Source organism: Streptomyces sp. NPDC001270, from assembly GCF_042896695.1.
Taxonomy (GTDB): domain Bacteria; phylum Actinomycetota; class Actinomycetes; order Streptomycetales; family Streptomycetaceae; genus Streptomyces.
This window is the reverse complement of the sequence record NZ_JBIAXM010000005.1, coordinates 193,212-211,567: the sequence shown is the minus strand read 5'-3', so window position 1 is coordinate 211,567 and position 18,356 is coordinate 193,212. Positions and strand designations below refer to the sequence as shown.

General features: G+C 72.3%; 17 protein-coding genes. 8 read left to right on the top strand and 9 right to left on the bottom strand.

Annotation, left to right across the window (positions count from 1 at the left end; translation table 11 throughout):
* Nucleotides 1-95 precede the first annotated feature (95 nt).
* From ACFY2B_RS10930 to zapE, 9 genes are all read right to left on the bottom strand, one after another.
* Nucleotides 96-881 (bottom strand): TIGR04222 domain-containing membrane protein, encoded by a 786-nt coding sequence (locus ACFY2B_RS10930; protein WP_390762827.1) that lies wholly within the window; start codon nt 879-881, stop codon nt 96-98.
* Between the two features lie 119 nt (nt 882-1,000).
* Nucleotides 1,001-2,311 (bottom strand): DUF692 domain-containing protein, encoded by a 1,311-nt coding sequence (locus tag ACFY2B_RS10925; RefSeq protein WP_390762826.1) that lies wholly within the window; start codon nt 2,309-2,311, stop codon nt 1,001-1,003.
* 173 nt (nt 2,312-2,484) lie between these two features.
* Nucleotides 2,485-3,219, bottom strand: coding sequence for a peptidyl-tRNA hydrolase (locus ACFY2B_RS10920; RefSeq protein ID WP_390762825.1), 735 nt, complete (start codon nt 3,217-3,219; stop codon nt 2,485-2,487).
* Nucleotides 3,220-3,282: 63 nt separating this feature from the next.
* Nucleotides 3,283-3,465, bottom strand: coding sequence for a hypothetical protein (locus tag ACFY2B_RS10915; RefSeq protein ID WP_390762824.1), 183 nt, complete (start codon nt 3,463-3,465; stop codon nt 3,283-3,285).
* Between the two features lie 19 nt (nt 3,466-3,484).
* The gene (locus ACFY2B_RS10910; protein ID WP_390762823.1) at nt 3,485-4,330 is read right to left on the bottom strand and encodes a polysaccharide deacetylase family protein; all 846 of its coding nucleotides are present in this window, start codon (nt 4,328-4,330) and stop codon (nt 3,485-3,487) included.
* Nucleotides 4,331-4,751: 421 nt separating this feature from the next.
* Entirely contained in the window at nt 4,752-5,804 is a 1,053-nt protein-coding gene (locus ACFY2B_RS10905) for a slipin family protein (RefSeq protein WP_390762822.1), read from the bottom strand.
* A gap of 100 nt (nt 5,805-5,904) precedes the next feature.
* Entirely contained in the window at nt 5,905-7,365 is a 1,461-nt protein-coding gene (locus ACFY2B_RS10900) for a SulP family inorganic anion transporter (protein ID WP_390762821.1), read from the bottom strand.
* An 8-nt stretch (nt 7,366-7,373) separates the two neighbouring features.
* A complete protein-coding gene (locus ACFY2B_RS10895) occupies nt 7,374-7,952 on the bottom strand; it encodes a carbonic anhydrase (protein ID WP_376523132.1) in 579 nt (192 codons plus the stop codon).
* A gap of 771 nt (nt 7,953-8,723) precedes the next feature.
* Nucleotides 8,724-9,824 (bottom strand): cell division protein ZapE, encoded by a 1,101-nt coding sequence (zapE, locus tag ACFY2B_RS10890; RefSeq protein ID WP_390762820.1) that lies wholly within the window; start codon nt 9,822-9,824, stop codon nt 8,724-8,726.
* Between the two features lie 37 nt (nt 9,825-9,861).
* Here zapE and ACFY2B_RS10885 point away from each other — a divergent pair, with 37 nt between their 5' ends.
* From ACFY2B_RS10885 to ACFY2B_RS10850, 8 genes are all read left to right on the top strand, one after another.
* Nucleotides 9,862-10,713 carry a pyrimidine reductase family protein gene (locus ACFY2B_RS10885; RefSeq protein ID WP_390762819.1) on the top strand — a complete coding sequence of 284 codons (852 nt, stop codon included), beginning with the start codon at nt 9,862-9,864 and terminating at the stop codon, nt 10,711-10,713.
* A 155-nt stretch (nt 10,714-10,868) separates the two neighbouring features.
* Nucleotides 10,869-11,342 carry an indole-3-glycerol phosphate synthase gene (locus tag ACFY2B_RS10880; protein ID WP_376523125.1) on the top strand — a complete coding sequence of 158 codons (474 nt, stop codon included), beginning with the start codon at nt 10,869-10,871 and terminating at the stop codon, nt 11,340-11,342.
* A 249-nt stretch (nt 11,343-11,591) separates the two neighbouring features.
* Nucleotides 11,592-12,977, top strand: a complete 1,386-nt coding sequence (gene murC / locus ACFY2B_RS10875) for a UDP-N-acetylmuramate--L-alanine ligase (RefSeq protein ID WP_390762818.1) — start codon at nt 11,592-11,594, stop codon at nt 12,975-12,977.
* A gap of 20 nt (nt 12,978-12,997) precedes the next feature.
* Nucleotides 12,998-13,405: a peptide-methionine (R)-S-oxide reductase MsrB gene (msrB, locus tag ACFY2B_RS10870; RefSeq protein WP_390762817.1), complete on the top strand. Its 408-nt coding sequence runs from the start codon at nt 12,998-13,000 to the stop codon at nt 13,403-13,405.
* A 130-nt stretch (nt 13,406-13,535) separates the two neighbouring features.
* Nucleotides 13,536-13,793 (top strand): hypothetical protein, encoded by a 258-nt coding sequence (locus ACFY2B_RS10865; protein ID WP_390762816.1) that lies wholly within the window; start codon nt 13,536-13,538, stop codon nt 13,791-13,793.
* 256 nt (nt 13,794-14,049) lie between these two features.
* Entirely contained in the window at nt 14,050-16,266 is a 2,217-nt protein-coding gene (locus tag ACFY2B_RS10860) for an MMPL family transporter (RefSeq protein ID WP_390762815.1), read from the top strand.
* 124 nt (nt 16,267-16,390) lie between these two features.
* Nucleotides 16,391-17,701, top strand: a complete 1,311-nt coding sequence (locus tag ACFY2B_RS10855; RefSeq protein WP_390762814.1) for a sensor histidine kinase — start codon at nt 16,391-16,393, stop codon at nt 17,699-17,701.
* Nucleotides 17,698-18,354, top strand: a complete 657-nt coding sequence (locus tag ACFY2B_RS10850; RefSeq protein WP_390762813.1) for a response regulator — start codon at nt 17,698-17,700, stop codon at nt 18,352-18,354. The genes ACFY2B_RS10855 and ACFY2B_RS10850 overlap by 4 nt, the downstream gene beginning before the upstream one ends.
* The last annotated feature ends 2 nt before the right edge of the window (nt 18,355-18,356 follow it).

Below are 18,356 nucleotides of genomic sequence, written 5' to 3'. Positions count from 1 at the left end.
GACAAAAGGGATGTTTCGTTCGCGGTGCGGCGAAGGCAAGCACCGTCCGCCGGTGTCGGCGTCAATGCTCCCCATGCGCCCCCGGAGGGCTCGTTTCACTCCCGCCGCGGCCGGTCGCGGTGGGTGAGGGCGGCCGGCAGCTCGGGCTCGCCGATCGCACGGATGCCGTGTACGGCGACGGAGGCCAGGTAGGTGTGCTCGTCGCCCGCTCCGCCCGACTGCCGGGCCAGCGCGCCCAGCATCCGCTGCCCGGCGGGGGAAGCCCACCGGGAGTAGGGGGGCGCCTCGACCCGGGCGAGGGCCAGACAGCTCAGCGTCACGGTGAGCGGCAGGGCGAACCACAGGGCGATCAGGTGACGGGAGGTCCCGGCCGGTGCGGGCGGCAGCAGCGCGACCGTACCCAGGGCCGGCACGGCCACCGCGGCGGCGCGCACCCGGCGGACCCCGGCCGCCACCGTCGTACGGGCCCCGTCGGGCACCGCGAGCCCCGCGCGGACGAGCCCGTCGGCCAGGCTCCGCACGGCGTCGGCGCCCGCGGCGGCGGAGCGCACCGGCGCGATGCGGGACTGCCCGTCCGGGCCGATGGCGCCTATCACCGACCGTTCCATGTCGTCCCGGCCCCGCGGGTCGACGACGGTCGCCCAGCCGGTGTGCGCGAGCAGCAGCCGTCGCTGCCGCGCCATGGCGACCAGGGTGAGTTCGGCGACCCGGGCGGGACCGCCGGACAGGAACGCCGCCTCGTACAGGGTCAGGCCGCGCTCCCGGCGCACGGTCACCGTGTGCGGGGCGGAACCCGCGGCACGTACGGCGGCCAGGCTCAGCCGGGTACACGCCGTGCCGGCCGTGGCCCAGGCCAACAGCAGGAGAAGCACCCAGAACATGACGTGTTTCTATGCCAGGGGCCTGCGGAACACCATGGCCGCGTCGTCAACGGCACGCGGCGTTGCATGTCCGCGACGATCCATTCCGCGCAGGTCAGGTCAGGTCAGGCCAGGGGGCGTCAGCCGCGTCGCGTCAGTACCCTTCGCGCCGCCCGTCGGACCCGGGCGGCCGGCCGCCCCGACCGCGGCGCCGGGCCCGACCGCTCCCGCCACCACCCGCGCAGCTCGCGCCGGACCTCCGCGTCCGCGGGTTGCCGCTCGCGCAGCAGGTGCGCCACGAAGTCCAGGGCGTCCCGCCGGTAGCCGCCGGTCATCGGCTGCCCGTGCGCATAGCCGAGGAACGCCGGCCGGTAGCGAGTCCCCAGGATGCGCGGCAGTTCGGGCGCCACCTTGGCGACCACGTCCGCCCGCTTCGCGGCGAGCGCCCGCGCCTGCACCCCCATCCGTACCCGGTCGAACCCCTCGGGCAGCGGAGTCCCCGCGACCAGCGCGGACAGCACCGCCGCCTGGGCGAGCGCGACCCGCTCCCGGGCCGGCTCGCCCGCCGCCTCCTCCGCCGTACCCGCTCGCGCCACCGGCGGCGGCCCGGCGCAGGCCAGGTCCGCGCCGCCCTCGTCCACCGCCGTCCGGATGGCGGCCAACTCCCGTTCCAGCTCCGCCGGTTCGGGGAAGTTCTCGTCCCGCTCCAGCAGCACCCCGGGCGGCCGGATACGGGAGGCGAGGTCGGTGAGGATGTCGAGGACCTCGCGCGGGACCGGGTGGGCGTGACTGTCGTGCCACACCCCGTCGCGGGCGAAGCCGCCCGCGACATGCACGTACGCGATGGCCTCCAGCGGCAGTCCGGCGAGCGCCTTGGCCGGATCCTCGTCGCGGTTGACGTGGTTGGTGTGCAGGTTCGCCACGTCGATGAGCAGTCGTACGCCGGTCCGGTCGGCGAGTTCGTACAGGAACTGCCCCTCGGTCAGCTCCTCGCCCGGCCAGGAGATCAGCGCCGCTATGTTCTCCACGGCGAGCGGCACGGGCAGCGCCTGCTGCGCGCGGCGCACGTTCGCGCACAGCACGTCGAGGGCGTCCCGGGTGCGCGGCACGGGCAGCAGGTGGCCCGCCTCCAGGCGCGGGGAGGCGGTCAGCGGTCCGCCCGCCCGGACGAACGCGATGTGCTCGGTGACCAGCGGCGCGTCCAGTCCCGTGGCGCGTTCGGCGAGTGCGGCCAGCCGGTCCTCGTCGGGCCGGTCCGCGCCGCCGAGACCGAGCGAGACACCGTGGGGGACCACGGTCACCCCGCGCTCGCGCAGCCGCCGCAGCGAGGCGGGCAGATGCCCGGGGCACACGTTCTCCGCCACGACCTCGACCCAGTCGATGCCCGGCATGCGTTCGACGGCGTCCGCGATCTCCGGCCGCCAGCCGATCCCCGTACCCAGTTGCCGCATCGCCCGTCCCCCTCCGTGCCGTTTTGCTGCTGCGGTGGCGTGCCGGAGGTATGGCCCGCACAGCCGGGCGCGAATCCCCCTCTCGGCTTCTTCAGAGCAACATTTGAGGTAGCGGCGGGGACCGGTGCCACGGGGCCGGAACGGACCGATCAGACAGGCTCCGGCCGGCACCGTCACCGTCTGCGCAGCCGTGGCGCGAAGCGGGTGCCGCCCTCCGCCGCGACGGTCAGCCCGGGGGCGATCTCCGTGAACCCCGCGTCCCGTACCAACGGCAGTTCGCTGACCGTCAGTTCGCGCCAGTCGGCCGGGTCCGCGGTGCGTACGGACAGCGGGAAGCCCGCGTCCCGCCAGTCCGCCCGCTCCGCGTCGGACAGCTCCCACCAGGCGAGCTGGGCGCCGTGCCCGGCCTGGGCCATCGATTTGCCCGCCGACATGCCGACACCCGGGTTCAGCCACAGCACGGGGTACGCCGGGTCCGGGCCGGCCGGCGGCTCCGGCTCGTCGAGTTCGGTGCCGGACACCTGGAGCCGGGCCAGGTCCTTGGGCCAGCCGTCCAGCGGAACGGGCGGGAAGACCCGTACCTCCGCGGACTTCCCGGTGACGGTGATGCCCGGCAGCGCCTCGGCCCGCCGCCACTCGGCGCCCCGGGCCCGCCGCACCACCTTCCGGATCCGCGCGTCCTGCCAGTCCCGTACCGCCTGGGCCCACTCGCCGTCGCCCAGCGCCCGCTCGTCCGCGAGCAGCACGAGCACCGCCCGGGCCGCGGTCTCCAGGGCGTCGGTGCGCGCGGGCGGTGCTCCCCGCTCGATCCGTACGACCAGGGGCAGCACGAACTGCGGGGCCTCGTCGCGCGGGGTGCGCTCGGTACGGAAGGGGGCGGCACCGGGGGAGTCAGGAACATCGCTCACGACAGCCCACCTTACGGCGCCGCGCGGCGGTGCCGCCGTGGCCCGGTGCCTGCCGCCCGCCGGTCATCCGGAGCAGGCGGTGCGCTGTGCCTCCTGCCACGCGCAGACGGGGCACAGCGTGATGCCCGGGTGCGACCGCGGGTACTCGGTCGGCTCGCGGCACAGCACGCACTCCGCGTACGGCGGACCACCGGCCGGGGCGGGCCGGTCGGGGCCGGCGGTCGGGCAGCGTTCCTCGTCGGTCATGCCCTCCAGCGTAGGCCGGTCAGCGGCGCGGGGCGGTCGCCGAGATCAACGCGGAGACCTTCACGAACTGGAAGCCCCGCTTGCGCAGTTCCGGCACGATCGTCCGTACCACCCGCTCGGTGGTCGGCGCGGCGCTGCGGGTGCAGTGCATGACCACCACCGACCCCGGCTGCACTCCGTCCAGCACCTGCTTGGCGACCGCGTCGGCGTCCGTCGCGAACGCGTCCCCGCTCACCACGTCCCACTGCACCGCCGTGACCCCGAGCCCGCTCAGGGCGCGCAGCGCCTGCTGGTCGTAGCAGCCGCCGGGGAAGCGGAAGTACGGCATCGGGTGCGGCACGCCCGCCGTGCGCAGGGCGGTGTACGCCTGCTCGACGTCCGTGCGCATCCGGTCGGCGGAGACGGTGGGCAGGCCGTAGCAGTCGGCGGTGAAGGCGTAGTGGCTGTAGGAGTGGTTGGCGACCTCGAACAGCGGGTCGCTGCCGATGGAGCGGGCCTCGGCCGGGTACTGCTCGGCCCATCGGCCGGTCATGAACACCGTCGCCGGGACCTTCAGCGTCCGCAGCGTGGCGATGAGCTGCGGGTTGTCGAAGTGTTCGCCCGCCGCGGCGCGCGGCCCCTGGCCGGCGGTCATGTCGGCGTCGAAGGTGAGGGCGACGGTCTTGCCCTGGGTGCGCGGGCCGTTCATGAAGACCGGGGTGAGACCGCCGGGGCCCGGGGTGAGCGTGGGCGGACGCGAGGCTGAGGAGGGGGTGGACCGCGTGGTGGCCGGGCCGGCGGCGTGCGGGGGCTCGGCTGTGCCGCACGCGGCGAGGACTGCGCTCAGGGCGCAGACGGCGGCGACTCGGCGTACAGAAGTGAACACGGTATGAAGATATGACTTAGAACGGGGTGCATTGAGTGACTTAGCTTGCGAAGTCCCTATATGTCACCCGACCGGCCTTGCGCGTTCGGTCACTCGCCCGACCAGTAGAGAACGGGTTCGCGCGGCCGGGCACGCCGCTGTCCGGAGGCGCATTGCGGCTGTCGGGTCGGGCACGCCGCTGTCGGGAGGGGCGCCGCCGCGGACCCGCCCGTTGCCTGCACTGCCCGGACGGGCCCTTTCGCGTGCGCGTGCCCCGTCAGGGCTCCGTGGCCGGTGTGGCCGGGCTGCCCCGACCCGCGCCCCCGCCCGGCCCGCGGGCCCGTTCGACCTGCCAGGTCCGTTCGTTTCGCCAGGTCCGTTCGTCCCGTCGAGGCCGGTCGGGGCCCGTCGGGCTCGTCCGGCTCATGGCCGTAGCCGCCGGTCAGGAGGCCGGAGGACTGGGGGTGGTCACCGGGGGCGTGCCGGAGGCCGGCTGCGGCGGTGGGGGAGGTGCGGTCCGCTCTCCACCGCGCGGCGGGGGCGGCGCCTCCTCCGGGGGAGCGGTCGCCGGGGGGCCCGCCGGGTGGGTGTGGCCGTCCGTGGAGCCGTCCCCCGCGGGCGCCGACCCCGGGTGCGCCGACCCGGTGCGCACCGGTCCGGTGTGTGCCGGTCCGGTGGTCGCGGGCTTGACGGGCGGGGGCTCGGCGCCGTGCGGGGCGGCTTCGCCGACCGCGGGCTGCTGGGCCTTCTCCAGGAAGCGCAGCAGCTCCACGGGGAAGGGCAGCACCAGCGTGGAGTTCTTCTCGGCCGCCACCGCCACCACCGTCTGCAACAGCCGCAACTGCAATGCGGCGGGCGTGTCCGCCATCTGCTGGGCCGCTTCCGCGAGCTTCCTGGACGCCTGGAGTTCGGCGTCGGCGTTGATGATCCGGGCCCGGCGCTCACGGTCCGCCTCGGCCTGCCGCGCCATGGAACGCTTCATCGTGTCGGGCAGGGACACGTCCTTGATCTCGACCCGGTCGATCTGCACACCCCAGCCCACGGCCGGGCTGTCGATCATCAGCTCAAGGCCCTGGTTGAGTTTTTCGCGATTGGACAGCAGATCGTCGAGGTCGCTCTTGCCGATGATCGAACGGAGCGAGGTCTGCGCCATCTGGGAGACGGCGAACCGGTAGTCCTCGACGTTGATGACCGCCGCCGTCGCGTCCATGACCTTGAAGTACACGACCGCGTCGACCCGGACGGTCACGTTGTCCCGGGTGATGCCCTCCTGCGCGGGGATCGGCATCGTCACGATCTGCATGTTGACCTTGCGCAGCCGGTCGACCCCCGGGATCACCATCGTGAAGCCAGGCGTACGGGCCGGGTCCAGGACCCGCCCGAGCCGGAAGACCACGCCGCGTTCGTACTGCTTGACCACTCGGGCCGCCGCGGCCAGGTAGACCACGCCGACGGCACCGAGTCCCACGAGGGCTCCCACCAGTTCCTGGAGCATGACGACCTCCCTAGGTCAGAGGTCTGTTCGTCCACTCCTGCAACGATATGCCCGGTGTCTGGTCCGGGGCCACGCCCCTGCCCCGGACCAGACCGGCGCGTTACCGCGCCGCCGTGAGCCGTACCGGCTCGGTCCCGGACTCGCTGTGCCGCTCGGCCCAGGTCTCCAGCGCCAGGCGGCAGGCATGGTCCAGGTGGTGCAGGCCGGACAGGTCGAGCCGGACCGGCCGGTCCTTGGGCAGCGACTCCAGGCTGTCGAGGATCTTCGGCAGCCGCAGGAAGGTCGCGTTGCCCGACAGATACGCCTCGACCGGGCCCGCCCCCTTGTCGACGAACTCCAGCTTGACGTGCGAGGACTCCCACGCCGTCTTGACGATCGCCAGCGCCAGGCCGATGATCACGCCCTCGAACATGCTGATCGCGACGATCGCCACGGCCGTGACGACCACGATCAGCGCCTCGCCCCGCGACTCACGCCACAGCACGGCCAGCGCCCGCACCGGGATGAGCTTGGCGCCCGAGTACACCAGGATGCCCGCGAGGGCCGGGATCGGGATGTAGCCCAGCACACCCGGCAGCAGGGCCGCGAACAGCAGCAGCCAGCCGCCGTGCAGCACCCGGGACGCCTTCGTACGGGCGCCCGCCTGCACGTTGGCCGCACTGCGCACGATCACCGCGGTCATCGGCAGTGCGCCGAGCAGCCCGCAGATCGTGTTGCCCGCGCCCTGGGCGACCAGTTCCTTGTCGTACTGGGTGCGCGGCCCGTCGTGCAGCCGGTCCACGGCCGCCGCGCTGAACAGCGACTCGGCGGACGCGATCAGCGTGAACGCGACGACCGTGCCCAGCACTCCGACCCCGGCGAGTTCGCCGAAGGCGCTCAGCGGCGGCGGCTGGACGGAGTCCAGCAGCCCCTGCACCTCGACGGTGGCCACCGGCAGGTCGAGGACCAGTGCCGCCAGTGCGGCCAGGCCGACCGCGGCGAGCGGACCGGGCACCGCGCGTATCTTCGCGGGGACGAGCTTCCAGAGGACCAGGACCGCGATGGTGCCCGCGCCCACGGCGAGGGAGGCCAGCGCCCCCGTGTCGCCGAAGGCGTCCACGAGCGCCCCCGGGAGCCCGGCTATCTTGCCGGGACCCGAGGCCGGGGCCTGAGCGGCCAGCGCCGGATACAGCTGCCCGGCGATGAGCACCAGACCGATACCGGCCAGCATGCCTTCCACGACCGAGACCGAGATGGCCCGGAACCAGCGCCCGAGCCGCAGGGCGCCCATCGCCATCTGGAGCACCCCGGTGACAAGCACGATGACGCCGAGCACGGGCAGCCCGAACTGGTGCACCGCCTCGAAGACCAGCACGGTCAGGCCGGCGGCCGGACCGGAGACCTGGAGGCTGCTGCCGCGCATCAGCCCGGTGACGAGACCTCCGACGATGCCGGTGACCAGGCCGAGTTCGGCCGGTACGCCGGAGGCGACGGCCACGCCCACACACAGCGGGAGCGCGACCAGGAAGACGACGAGGGAAGCGGTGAAGTCCTGCTTGAGATGGGGGAATTTCTTGGTCACGGCGCCGCTCACAGTGCCTCGAAGGTGTCGGTCGTGGCGACGTGCGCCCGGACCGCGCCGGTGTGCACCTCGTAGTACCAGGCGTGCAGGGCGAGCCGCCCCTGGGCCAGTTTCTCGGTCACGCACGGGTACGAGCGCAGCCGCAGCACCTGGGTCAGGACGTGGCTCTGCACGCCCTCGGCGACCGCGGGGTCGGCGGCCGCTCCGGCCGGGCGCGGGGTCGCGTGCGCCAGCCAGTCGCGCACGGCGGGTACGGCGGTCAGGTCGTCGCCGCGCACCAGCGCGCCGACGGCACCGCAGTGGGAGTGACCGCAGACGACGACGTCACGGACGCCGAGCACCTCGATGGCGTACTCGATGGTGGCCGCCTCGGCGGTAGGGGTCGATGAGACGTACGGCGGGACGATGTTTCCGGCGGTGCGCAGTTCGAACAGCTCACCGGGGCGGGCGCCCGTGATCAGGGCCGGGACGACCCGGGAGTCGGAGCAGGTGATGAAGAGGACCTGCGGTGACTGGCCTTCGGCGAGTTTGGCGAACTCCTCAGGGCGCTGTCCGAAGGTACGGGCGTTGTCGATGAGGGGTTGCATGGTGTCTTGATTCCTCCTGGCGCGCCATGACGGCGCGTCGGGCTTGCGCGACGGTTGTGGGGGGTGGGTGGGGGCTGCCGGTCTCTCAGCAGAGGAAGACCTGAAGTGCCGCCGGAGTGTGGGCTCTCAAGGCTCTTGAGGGGTGGTGCCGTGGCGCGCCGGACGCGGTCTGCGGGCGCGCGGTCGCCGTGTGACGGGCGGGAAGGGGGCGTTCGTTCGCCCATCCCGGGGCGGTGGTTCGCCGGTGGTCACGGGCGTGTGGCGGACCGGGTGGTTCCGCGGTGTGCCCGGTGACGCGGTACGTCACCGGGCCGAGAGGTGCCTGCTGCCCGGACAGCTCAAGTCCGGGATCAGCCTTGGCCTTTACATGACGGAATGTGTGCGCGGATGCGAACGCATCCGCGCACATGAAGAGCTGCAGGGCGAGCAGCACGGCGGCGAGGGGCGTCAGCGCACGCCGGGCCGCTTTACCTCGGAACATGCGCCCCCTCTCGGCAGTCCACGCCTCTAGTACGTACCAAGCATTGGTCAATGAATGGTCAAGAAACACATTAACCCTGCAAAGTTGCTTGCAGGGTTAACTCCGCGTTTCGACCCCAGGAGAGCGTGAAAAATGCGGGTCGCTGGCGCGAACGCGGTACTTGACCCGCGGGCCTTGATCGTCTAAAAGGCACGCCGCGCATGCCGGACACCGGGTCACCCTGACAAGGCGGGTGTCCCGAGGGCCAGGTGACGGAGGCGAGGTGTCGGGGCCGCCCCGAGGCCCGTGTGTCAGGCCGCCACGAGGGGCTTCGCGTCCCGGGTCAGCGCGGTGAGCCGGGATATCGCGCGGAAGTACTTCTTGCGGTAACCGCCGTTCAGCATCTCCTCGCTGAACAGCGCGTCGAAGGGCAGTCCCGAGGCGAGGACCGGCACCTCACGGTCGTAGAGCCGGTCCGCGAGGACCACGAGGCGCAGCGCCGTGGCCTGGTCGGGCACCGCCCGCACACCGGTGAGGCACACCGCCCGCAGGCCGTCGGTCAGCGCGCCGTAGCGGCTCGGGTGCACCTTCGCGAGATGGTCCAGCAGCCCCGGGAACTCGTCGAGCGAGGCGCCCTCGGTGGCATACGCCGTCTGGGTCACCTGCTCGTCGGTGAACGGCGCCGGCGCCTCGGGCAGACCGCGGTGGCGGTAGTCCTCGCCGTCGATGCGCAGCGTGCGGAAGTGGGCGGACAGGCCCTGGATCTCCCGCAGGAAGTCGACGGCCGCGAACCGGCCCTCGCCCAGCTTGCCCGGCAGCGTGTTGGAGGTGGCGGCGAGCGCGACGCCCGCGTCGACCAGCCTGCCCAGCAGCGTCGACACCAGGACCGTGTCACCGGGGTCGTCCAGCTCGAACTCGTCGATGCACAGCAGCCGGTGGCCGCTGAGGGTGCGCACGGTCTCCTGGAAGCCGAGGGCGCCGACCAGGTTGGTCAGCTCGACGAAGGTGCCGAACGCCTTGAGCGCGGGCTCGGCCGGCGCGGCGTGCCAGAGGGAGGCGAGCAGGTGGGTCTTGCCGACGCCGTACCCGCCGTCGAGGTAGACGCCGCGCGGTCCGGCCGGGACCCGGGCCGCCCTGGACCTCCCGAAGCCGAGGAACCCCCGCCTGCCGCCGCCGGACGGGGCCCCGCCGAGTCCGGCCGCGAAGCCCTCCAGGACCCGTACGGCCTCGGTCTGGCTGGGCTGGTTCGCATCCGGCAGATAGGTGGCGAAGCGGACCGAGTCGAAGCGCGGCGGCGGCACCATTTCGGCGACCAGCCGGTCCGCGGGGACGCGCGGCTCGCGGGCGCACAGGGACAGCGGGGCCGCGCCGGCGGCGGAGCCGGGCCGGGAGGCGGCGGTGGAGGACGACACGGTTACTCATGTTAAGCGCCGTGCCACACTGCACCGCATGCGACGCCTGTTCCCTGTGACCGAAGAAACAGCAGCCCAGGCCATTGCCGCGGACGCCGGACGGGAGGGGGAGGAGGGGACCGGCGGCCCCGCGCCGGGCGGCGCGGGCGATCTCGCGGACCGGGAGTGGAGCCTCCCCGAACTGGCCGCCGCCTATGCCTACCCCGAGCCGGCCCGGCGCGGCCGCACGGCCTGGCTGCGGGCCAACATGGTGTCCACACTGGACGGCGCCGCCCAGCACGAAGGGCGCTCGCAGCCCATCTCCGGACCGGCCGACATGCAGATCTTCGGAACGCTCCGGGCCCTCGCGGACGTCGTGGTCGTCGGTGCGGAAACGGTACGCCAGGAGGGTTACCGGCCGGCACGCGCGCGTGCCGCGTTCGCGGCGGTCCGGGAGGCGGCGGGGCAGGGCCCGGCCCCGGCGATCGCGGTCGTCAGCGCACGTCTGGAGCTGGACTTCACCCTCCCGCTGTTCACCGCGCCCCTGGTGCCCACCCTGGTCCTGACCGGCGCCGCGGCGGCCCCGGACCGGATCGCCGCCGCCGAGCGCGCGGGTGCCCGGGTGGTGATCGCGGGCGACGGCGCCGAGGTCGATCCGGCCCGCGCAGTACGGGCCCTCGCCGGCCTCGGCCACACCCGGCTGCTCACCGAGGGCGGCCCCCGGCTGCTCGGCCGGTTCGTCGCCGCCGGGGCTCTGGACGAGCTGTGCCTGACGCTCGCGCCGATGCTCACCGCGGGTGATGCGCAGCGCATCACCGGCGGTCCTCCGGTGGCCGTGCCCCGGCGCTTCGCACTCGTGTCCCTGCTGGAGGACACCGGATATCTGTTCGCTCGCTACCAGCGATCCTGAAAACAGCGGAATGTGTCGTTCCGTTTAGCTTCCGCCGGGCACACTGAATCCGGCAGGACCCGCGCGAACACGGGGCAGGATGGTTTCCGCAGGGTCTGGTACGGCCCACGGAGGAGAGAGGACCAGAAGGGTCCTCGAAGGAGAATGGGGCGCTGGTGTTCACAAGCGTATTGATGATCGAGAAGGCCCTGACGTCCGCCGACGTGGAGTTCGTCACCACCTTGCACGGAGACGAGGCGGTCTCCTTCCACGTGCTGCTCCAGCCGCGCGGTGACCAGGCCGACCGGCTGCTGCGTGCCATCGACGACATCGCCCTCGGCGAACTCGACGACGCCGCCCGGGAACGGGAGACACCGGAGGGCGACGCGGCGAAGGAGCCCGCCGAACAGGCGCTGGAGGTGTCCCTCACCGCGCTGCGGTCGGCCGGCGGCCAGGCCGACGGCCGGCTGGTCGAGGCCCATCCACTGGACGCCCTGAAGTCCCTCGTCGAGGAGGTGGGGGCCGACGAGGTGATCGTCCTCACCGACCCGCACTACGTGGAGGAGTTCTTCCACCGCGACTGGGCCTCGCGGGCCCGGCACAAGGTGGGGGTGCCGGTGCTGAAGCTGTTCTCGCACAGCAAGGCGTAGCGCTGCCGCTCGAACATGCGAAAGCCGAGCGGCCATGCCTCGGTCCACCCCGGCCCCACCCAGGCTTGCGCGTCCGTTCGCGCACACGCACTTGTCGGCCGCGGCCGGCCGTGTACCACCATCCGGCGGATCCGTGGATCGATGCGCCCCGCGCCCCCGAAGGGCACGGTCCGCGCCAAGCAATAGGCTGGGAGCGCGTTCCCCGCGGGGCGCGCTCCGTCGACGTACAGCACCTGGGAGAACACGCGCATGGCAGCCGGCCTTCGTACCGCCATGGACCGACCACACTTCATCGGCATCGGCGGCGCCGGGATGTCGGGGATCGCGAAGATCCTCGCACAGCGTGGGGCCAAGGTCGCGGGGAGCGACGCCAAGGAGTCGGCGACCGCCGAGGCCCTGCGGGCGCTCGGGGTGACCGTGCACATCGGGCACGCGGCCGAGCACCTCGCCGACGACGCCGACTGCGTGGTCGTGTCCTCGGCGATCCGCCCGGACAACCCGGAACTGGTCCGCGCCGCCGAACTGGGCATCCCGGTGGTCCACCGCTCCGACGCCCTCGCCGCCCTGATGGACGGCCGCCGGGCGATCGCCGTCGCCGGCACCCACGGCAAGACGACCACCACGTCGATGCTGGCGGTGGCGCTGACACGGCTCGGCCTGAACCCCTCGTACGCCATCGGCGGCGACCTGGACGCCCCCGGTTCCAACGCCCTGCACGGCACCGGCGACATCTTCGTGGCCGAGGCGGATGAATCGGACCGCAGCTTCCACAAGTACACGCCCGAGGTCGCGATCGTCCTCAACGTCGAACTCGACCACCACGCGAACTACGCCTCGATCGACGAGATCCACGAGTCCTTCGAGACCTTCGCCGGCCGGATCGTGCCCGGCGGCACCCTGGTGATCGCCGCGGACCACGAGGGCGCCCGGGACCTGACCCGGCGCCTTGCCGGTTCGGTACGGACGGTGACGTACGGTGAGCGCGCGGACGCCGACGTGCGGATCCTGTCCGTCGTCCCGCGGGGGCTGACCAGCGAGGTCACCGTGGAACTGGACGGCGCGCCGCTGACCTTCACGGTCTCCGTGCCCGGCCGGCACTACGCGCACAACGCGGTGGCCGCGCTCACGGCAGGCGTCGCCCTGGGCGTCCCGGCGCGCGACCTGGCGACGGCACTGGCCGCCTACACCGGGGTGAAGCGCCGCCTCCAGCCGCTCGGCGAGGCGGCCGGCGTGCGGGTCATCGACTCGTACGCGCACCACCCGACCGAGATGACGGCCGACCTGGAGGCGATGCGGGCGGCTGCCGGGGACGGCCGGATCCTGGTGCTCTTCCAGCCGCACCTGTTCTCCCGCACGCAGGAGCTGGGCACGGAGATGGGCCGCGCCCTGGCCCTCGCGGACGCCTCGGCCGTCCTCGACATCTACCCGGCCCGCGAGGACCCGATCCCCGGCGTGACCAGCGAGTTGATCATCGAGGCGGCACGCACGTCCGGCGCGGACGTCACCGCCGTCCACGACAAGGCCGAGGCCGTGTCCGTGATCGCGGGAATGGCGAGGCCCGGCGATCTCGTTCTGACCATGGGCGCGGGTGACGTGACGGACCTGGGCCCGCGGATTCTGGACCACCTGTCGTAGCACTGAAGGAGCTGAGGCTCATGTCGTACGACATCGACAAGCCGGACGAGCAGTGGCGCGCGGAGCTGACCCCGGCCGAGTACGCCGTGCTGCGCCAGGCCGGCACCGAGCCGGCGTTCACGGGTGAGTACACGGACACCAAGACCACCGGTGTCTACTCCTGCCGCGCCTGCGGCGCCGAACTCTTCACCTCGCACACGAAGTTCGAGTCCCACTGCGGCTGGCCGTCCTTCTACGACCCGAAGGACTCCGACGCGGTGGAACTCCTGGAGGACCGCACGCACGGGATGGTGCGGACGGAGGTCCGGTGCGCTCGGTGCGGGTCGCATCTTGGGCACGTGTTCGAGGGCGAGGGGTATCCGACGCCGACCGATCAGCGGTACTGCATCAACTCGATCTCGTTGCGATTGGCGCCGGACGAGGGCTGAACATAATCAGCTGACGACGGATCGGATGATGCCCGCAACGCGGAGTTCTGCGCGGGCATCATCACGTTTCACCAGGCCCGGTACGTCAAGGTGCCCGAAGATACGGCGTCGGCGTACGTCCGAACCGCCGATGCGGGAGACGAAGGCGGGCCGTCCGGAGTGCCTGGCCTGTGCCACGGGCCCGGACCTGGTCGACTGGCGGCGCATCGGCACTGCGCTGGGGCAGGCGGCCCTTCCGGCGAAGAAGCGGCCGGACGCGGTCGACGCCTGGGTGGCCCTCGCCGCCGCCCGGCACGGCAGCGCGGTCATCTTCACCAGTGACCCGGACGACATCGGCGCGTACCTGGCGGTGTTGGCCCCGCCGGACGTGCATGTGGTCGCCGTCTGACGATGGCTTCGCGGGGTCGGTTCGACAGGGTGTTTCCCTCGGCCGTCCGACGGGAAGCCCACCGGTCCGGCAGGCGTACTTCTCGTGGTGCAGGTGTACTCCTTGCGGATGAGGGGCGGACGGCACCGTGGTACCGCTGACCGGGCTCCATTCACCTCCCTGGACTCACGGTTCGGCGCGCAGGCGTTCGTAGCGTGATGCATGGGCCGGAACACGGTCCGCCATCGCCCGCTGCCTGCCTTCCGGGAGTACCTCCGTGGCAACATTTCTCTACCGGCTGGGCCGGTTCTCGTTCCGGCGACGACGGCTCGTCCTGCTGCTGTGGATCGCCGTCCTGGCCGTCGTCGGCCTCGGTGCGGCCGGCGTGTCGAACAGTACGACGGACAGCTTCAGCATCCCCGGCACCGAGTCCCAGCAGGCTACGGACCTGCTGAAGAAGGAGTTCCCGCAGGCGTCGGCCGACGCGGCCACGGCTCAGGTGGTCTTCCGGACGGCGAACGGGCAGAAGCTGACGTCCGGCGCCCACAAGTCCGAGATCGAGTCCCTGGTCGCGGACCTCGGCAGGGCGCACCAGGTGGCCCAGGTCGCCGACCCGTACACCAGCGGCACCGTCAGCAAGGACGGCACGATCGCCTATGCGCAGGTGACGTACAAGGTCGCGCAGGCCGAGGTCAGCGACCAGGCCCGCGACGACCTGGACGACGTCGTCGCGAAGGGCGAGCACGCGGGTATCGATGTCAGCACGCGTGGGTCGGCCGTCGCCCCCGAGGCCCACCAGAGCGCGTCCGAGATGATCGGCATCCTGATCGCCGCCGTCGTCATGGTCATCACCTTCGGCTCGCTGATCGCGGCCGGACTGCCGCTGCTGACCGCGCTGTTCGGGGTGGGGATGGCGGTCTCCGGGATCACCGTCGCGACCTCCTTCATCGACCTCAGCTCCAACACGAGCACCCTGGCGCTGATGCTGGGCCTGGCCGTGGCCATCGACTACGCCTTGTTCATCGTCTCCCGTTACCGGAGCGAGCTGAAGGAGGGCCGCGCACCGGAGGAGGCCGCCGGGCGGGCGCTCGGTACCGCCGGCTCGGCGGTGGTGTTCGCCGGGATGACCGTGGTCATCGCTCTGGTCGGACTCAGCGTCATCGGTATCAAGATCCTGACCGACATCGGGCTCGGTGCCGCGTTCGCGGTGGTCGTCGCCGTGGTCATCGCGCTGACCCTGCTGCCCGCGATGCTCGGCTTCGCGGGTCCGCGGATCGCGGCCGGGAAGTACAGGACGCGCCGGATGCGGGCCGTCGAGCGCGGCGAACGCGAGCCGATGGGCGTGCGCTGGGCGAAGTTCGTACTGCGCAACCCGGTCAAGATCCTCGGCGCCTCGGTGATCGGTCTGCTGCTGCTCGCCGCTCCGGCCCTGTCGCTCCAGCTCGGCATGGGCGACGACTCGACCGCCGCCCCCGGCAGCACCCAGCGCATCGCCTACGACACCGTCAGCAAGGGGTTCGGTGCCGGCTTCAACGGTCCGCTGACGGTCGTGCTCGACGCCCGCCACAGCGACGACCCGAAGGCCGCCGCGAAGGACGCGGCCGGCCTGCTCAAGGACCTGCCCGACATCGCCTCCGTGAGCCCGGCCGCCTTCAACCGGACCGGCGACGTGGCCCTGCTCCGTGCCGTCCCCGGCTCCTCCCCGAGCAGTCAGAAGACGGTCGACCTCGTCTCCGAGATCCGCGACCGGAGCGCGGCCCTCCGTGACGACACCGGCGCCGATCTGATGGTCACCGGCACCACCGCCCTCAACATCGACATCTCCGACAAGCTGAGCGCGGCCCTGGTCCCGTACCTGTGCGTGGTCGTCGGCCTGGCGCTGATCCTGCTGATGCTGGTGTTCCGCTCGATCCTGGTCCCCCTCAAGGCCGCCGTCGGCTTCCTGCTGAGCATCCTCGCGACCCTCGGTGTCGTCGTCGCCATCTTCCAGAAGGGCTGGTTCGCGGACGTCTTCGGCGTCGACCAGACCGCCCCGATCGTGAGCATCCTGCCGATCTTCATGGTCGGCGTGGTGTTCGGACTCGCGATGGACTACGAGGTGTTCCTGGTGACCCGGATGCGGGAGGAGTACGTCCACGGGGCCGAGCCGCGGGAGGCGGTCGTCGCCGGCTTCCGGCACGGGGCCCGGGTGGTCACGGCCGCGGCGGTCATCATGATCTCCGTGTTCGCCGGGTTCATCTTCAGCGACACGGCGATCATCAAGTCCATGGGCCTGGGCCTCGCCGCCGCCGTCCTCCTCGACGCCTTCGTGGTCCGGATGACCCTCGTACCGGCGGTGATGGCCCTGCTCGGGGACCGTGCCTGGTCGCTGCCCCGCCGGCTGGACCGCATGCTGCCCAACGTGGACGTGGAGGGCGAGAAACTGCGGCACCTGCTCGACGACAACCCCGAGCACCCGGTGCAGCGCACACCCGAGCCCGCCGGAAAGAGCTGAGCGGCCGGCCGTACGATCCGAAGCGGGGCGCACCGCCACCCCGGCCGTTCCACCAGCACCGCCCGCCGGCCCCTCCTCCCCCCGGGGACCGGCGGGCGGCACCTGTATCGAGAAGGTGTACGACGTGACCGCAATGACCGCAGCCCGGCCCTCGGCGTCCTCCGTCACGCCCGAGACGCTGCTGGGCGGGGCGGAGCGACGCTCGGACGTCGCGGTCCTGCGCTGGCTCATGCGCGTGAGACAGGTGGACCTGGACCATGCGTGGATCCGACGCTGGAGCGCGCCGTTGATGTGCGGGCTGTTCGGGATCCCGGCCCTCCAGAACGCGGCTGACGGCGCCGGACCCGGCCTGCCGGGACTGCTGATGCTGACGGTCGCCTTCTGCCTCCCGCTGCTGTGGCGGCACCAACGGCCCCTCCTGACCTTCGCCATCACCTCCGCGGTCTCGGTGGTCGTCCTGGCCCTGGACACCTCCACGGGGTCCGAGACCGCGCGGGTGGCGGCGCTGCTCAATGCGGGCCGCGCCGTGCGCCCCGTTCAACTGGCGGTCTGTGTGGCGGTGGCCATCACCCAGACGTCGCTCTCCAGCGTCGCCCAGAACCAGGGCCATACGACCGGACTGCAGACTCCGGTGGTGGCGACCGTCCAGGCGCTCCTGGTGGCGGCGGTCGCCGCGGCGGGCGTGGTCGGCCGAGTGGTCAACGCGTACATCGTGGCCCTGCAAGAACGCGCCGTCCGCCTGGAGATCGAGCGGGACCAGCGCGCCCGCCTCGCCGCCGCCGCCGAACGCTCCCGCGTCGCCCGCGAGATGCACGACATCCTCGGCCACACCCTCGCCGTCATCGTCGGCCTGGCGAACGGCGCCGCCGGACTGACCGAGGCGAAACCCGAACGGGGCGCCCAGACCCTGCGCATCATCGCCGACAGCGGCAGGGGCGCCCTGGCCGAACTGCGCCGTCTCCTCTCCGTCATCGGCGACGACGAGAAGACCGCCGCCGAGGACGTCCCGCTCGCCCCCCAGCCGGGGTTCCACGACCTGAACGCGCTGCTGGAGCGGGTCCGTGCCGCCGGTCCCGCCGTCACCCTGCACACCGAGGGCCACCCGGCCGGCCTGCCGCCCGGCCTCCAACTCGCCGTCTACCGCGTCGTCCAGGAGGCGATGACGAACACCCTCAAGTACGCCGCGCCCTCCACGACCGTCCAGGTCACGATCACCGTCGACGGCACCGCCGTGGACCTCACGGTCGAGGACACCGGACCGTCCCTCACTCCCCAGGTCAACACCGACGGCCGCGGCCTGGTCGGCATGCGCGAACGGGCCGCGCTGTACGGCGGAAGCGTCACCGCGGGCTCCAACGACCGCGGCGGCTGGACCGTCCACGCCCGCTTTCTGATCGCCAGCACCTCGGCACCCACGGAGAACAGACCCGTATGACCACTGTCCTCATCGTCGACGACCAGGCCCTGCAACGGCTCGGCTTCAGCATGCTCATGGAGCAGCACGCCGACCTGAGTGTGGTCGGCGAGGCCACCCACGGCGCCGAGGCGGTCCGCATGACCGCCGAACTGCGCCCCGACGTCGTGCTGATGGACGTCCGCATGCCCGGCATGGACGGCATCGAGGCCACCCGTCGCATCGTCCACTCCGGCGGACGCTCCCGGGTCCTCGTGCTGACCACCTTCGACCTGGACGAGTACGCGTACGACGCGCTGCGCGCCGGCGCCAGCGGCTTCCTCCTGAAGGACGCCCTGCCCGACGAACTCGTCGCCGGCATCCGGGCGGTGGCCGCCGGGGACGCCGTCATCGCACCCGGTCTGACCCGCAAGCTCATCGACGCCTTCACCGAACGCATGCCGGGCCAGACCCCCGACCAGGAACGCCGGCTCGCCGCCCTCACCGAACGCGAATGCGAGGTCCTCACCGCGATGGCCACCGGCTGGAGCAACGCCGAGATCGCCGAACGGCTGTGTCTCGCCGAGTCCACGGTCAAGTCCCATGTCAGCCGGGTCCTGGCGAAGATCGGCGCCCGGGACCGGGTACAGGCGGTGATCTTCGCCTACGACACGGGGCTGGTGAAACCTGCGTGATC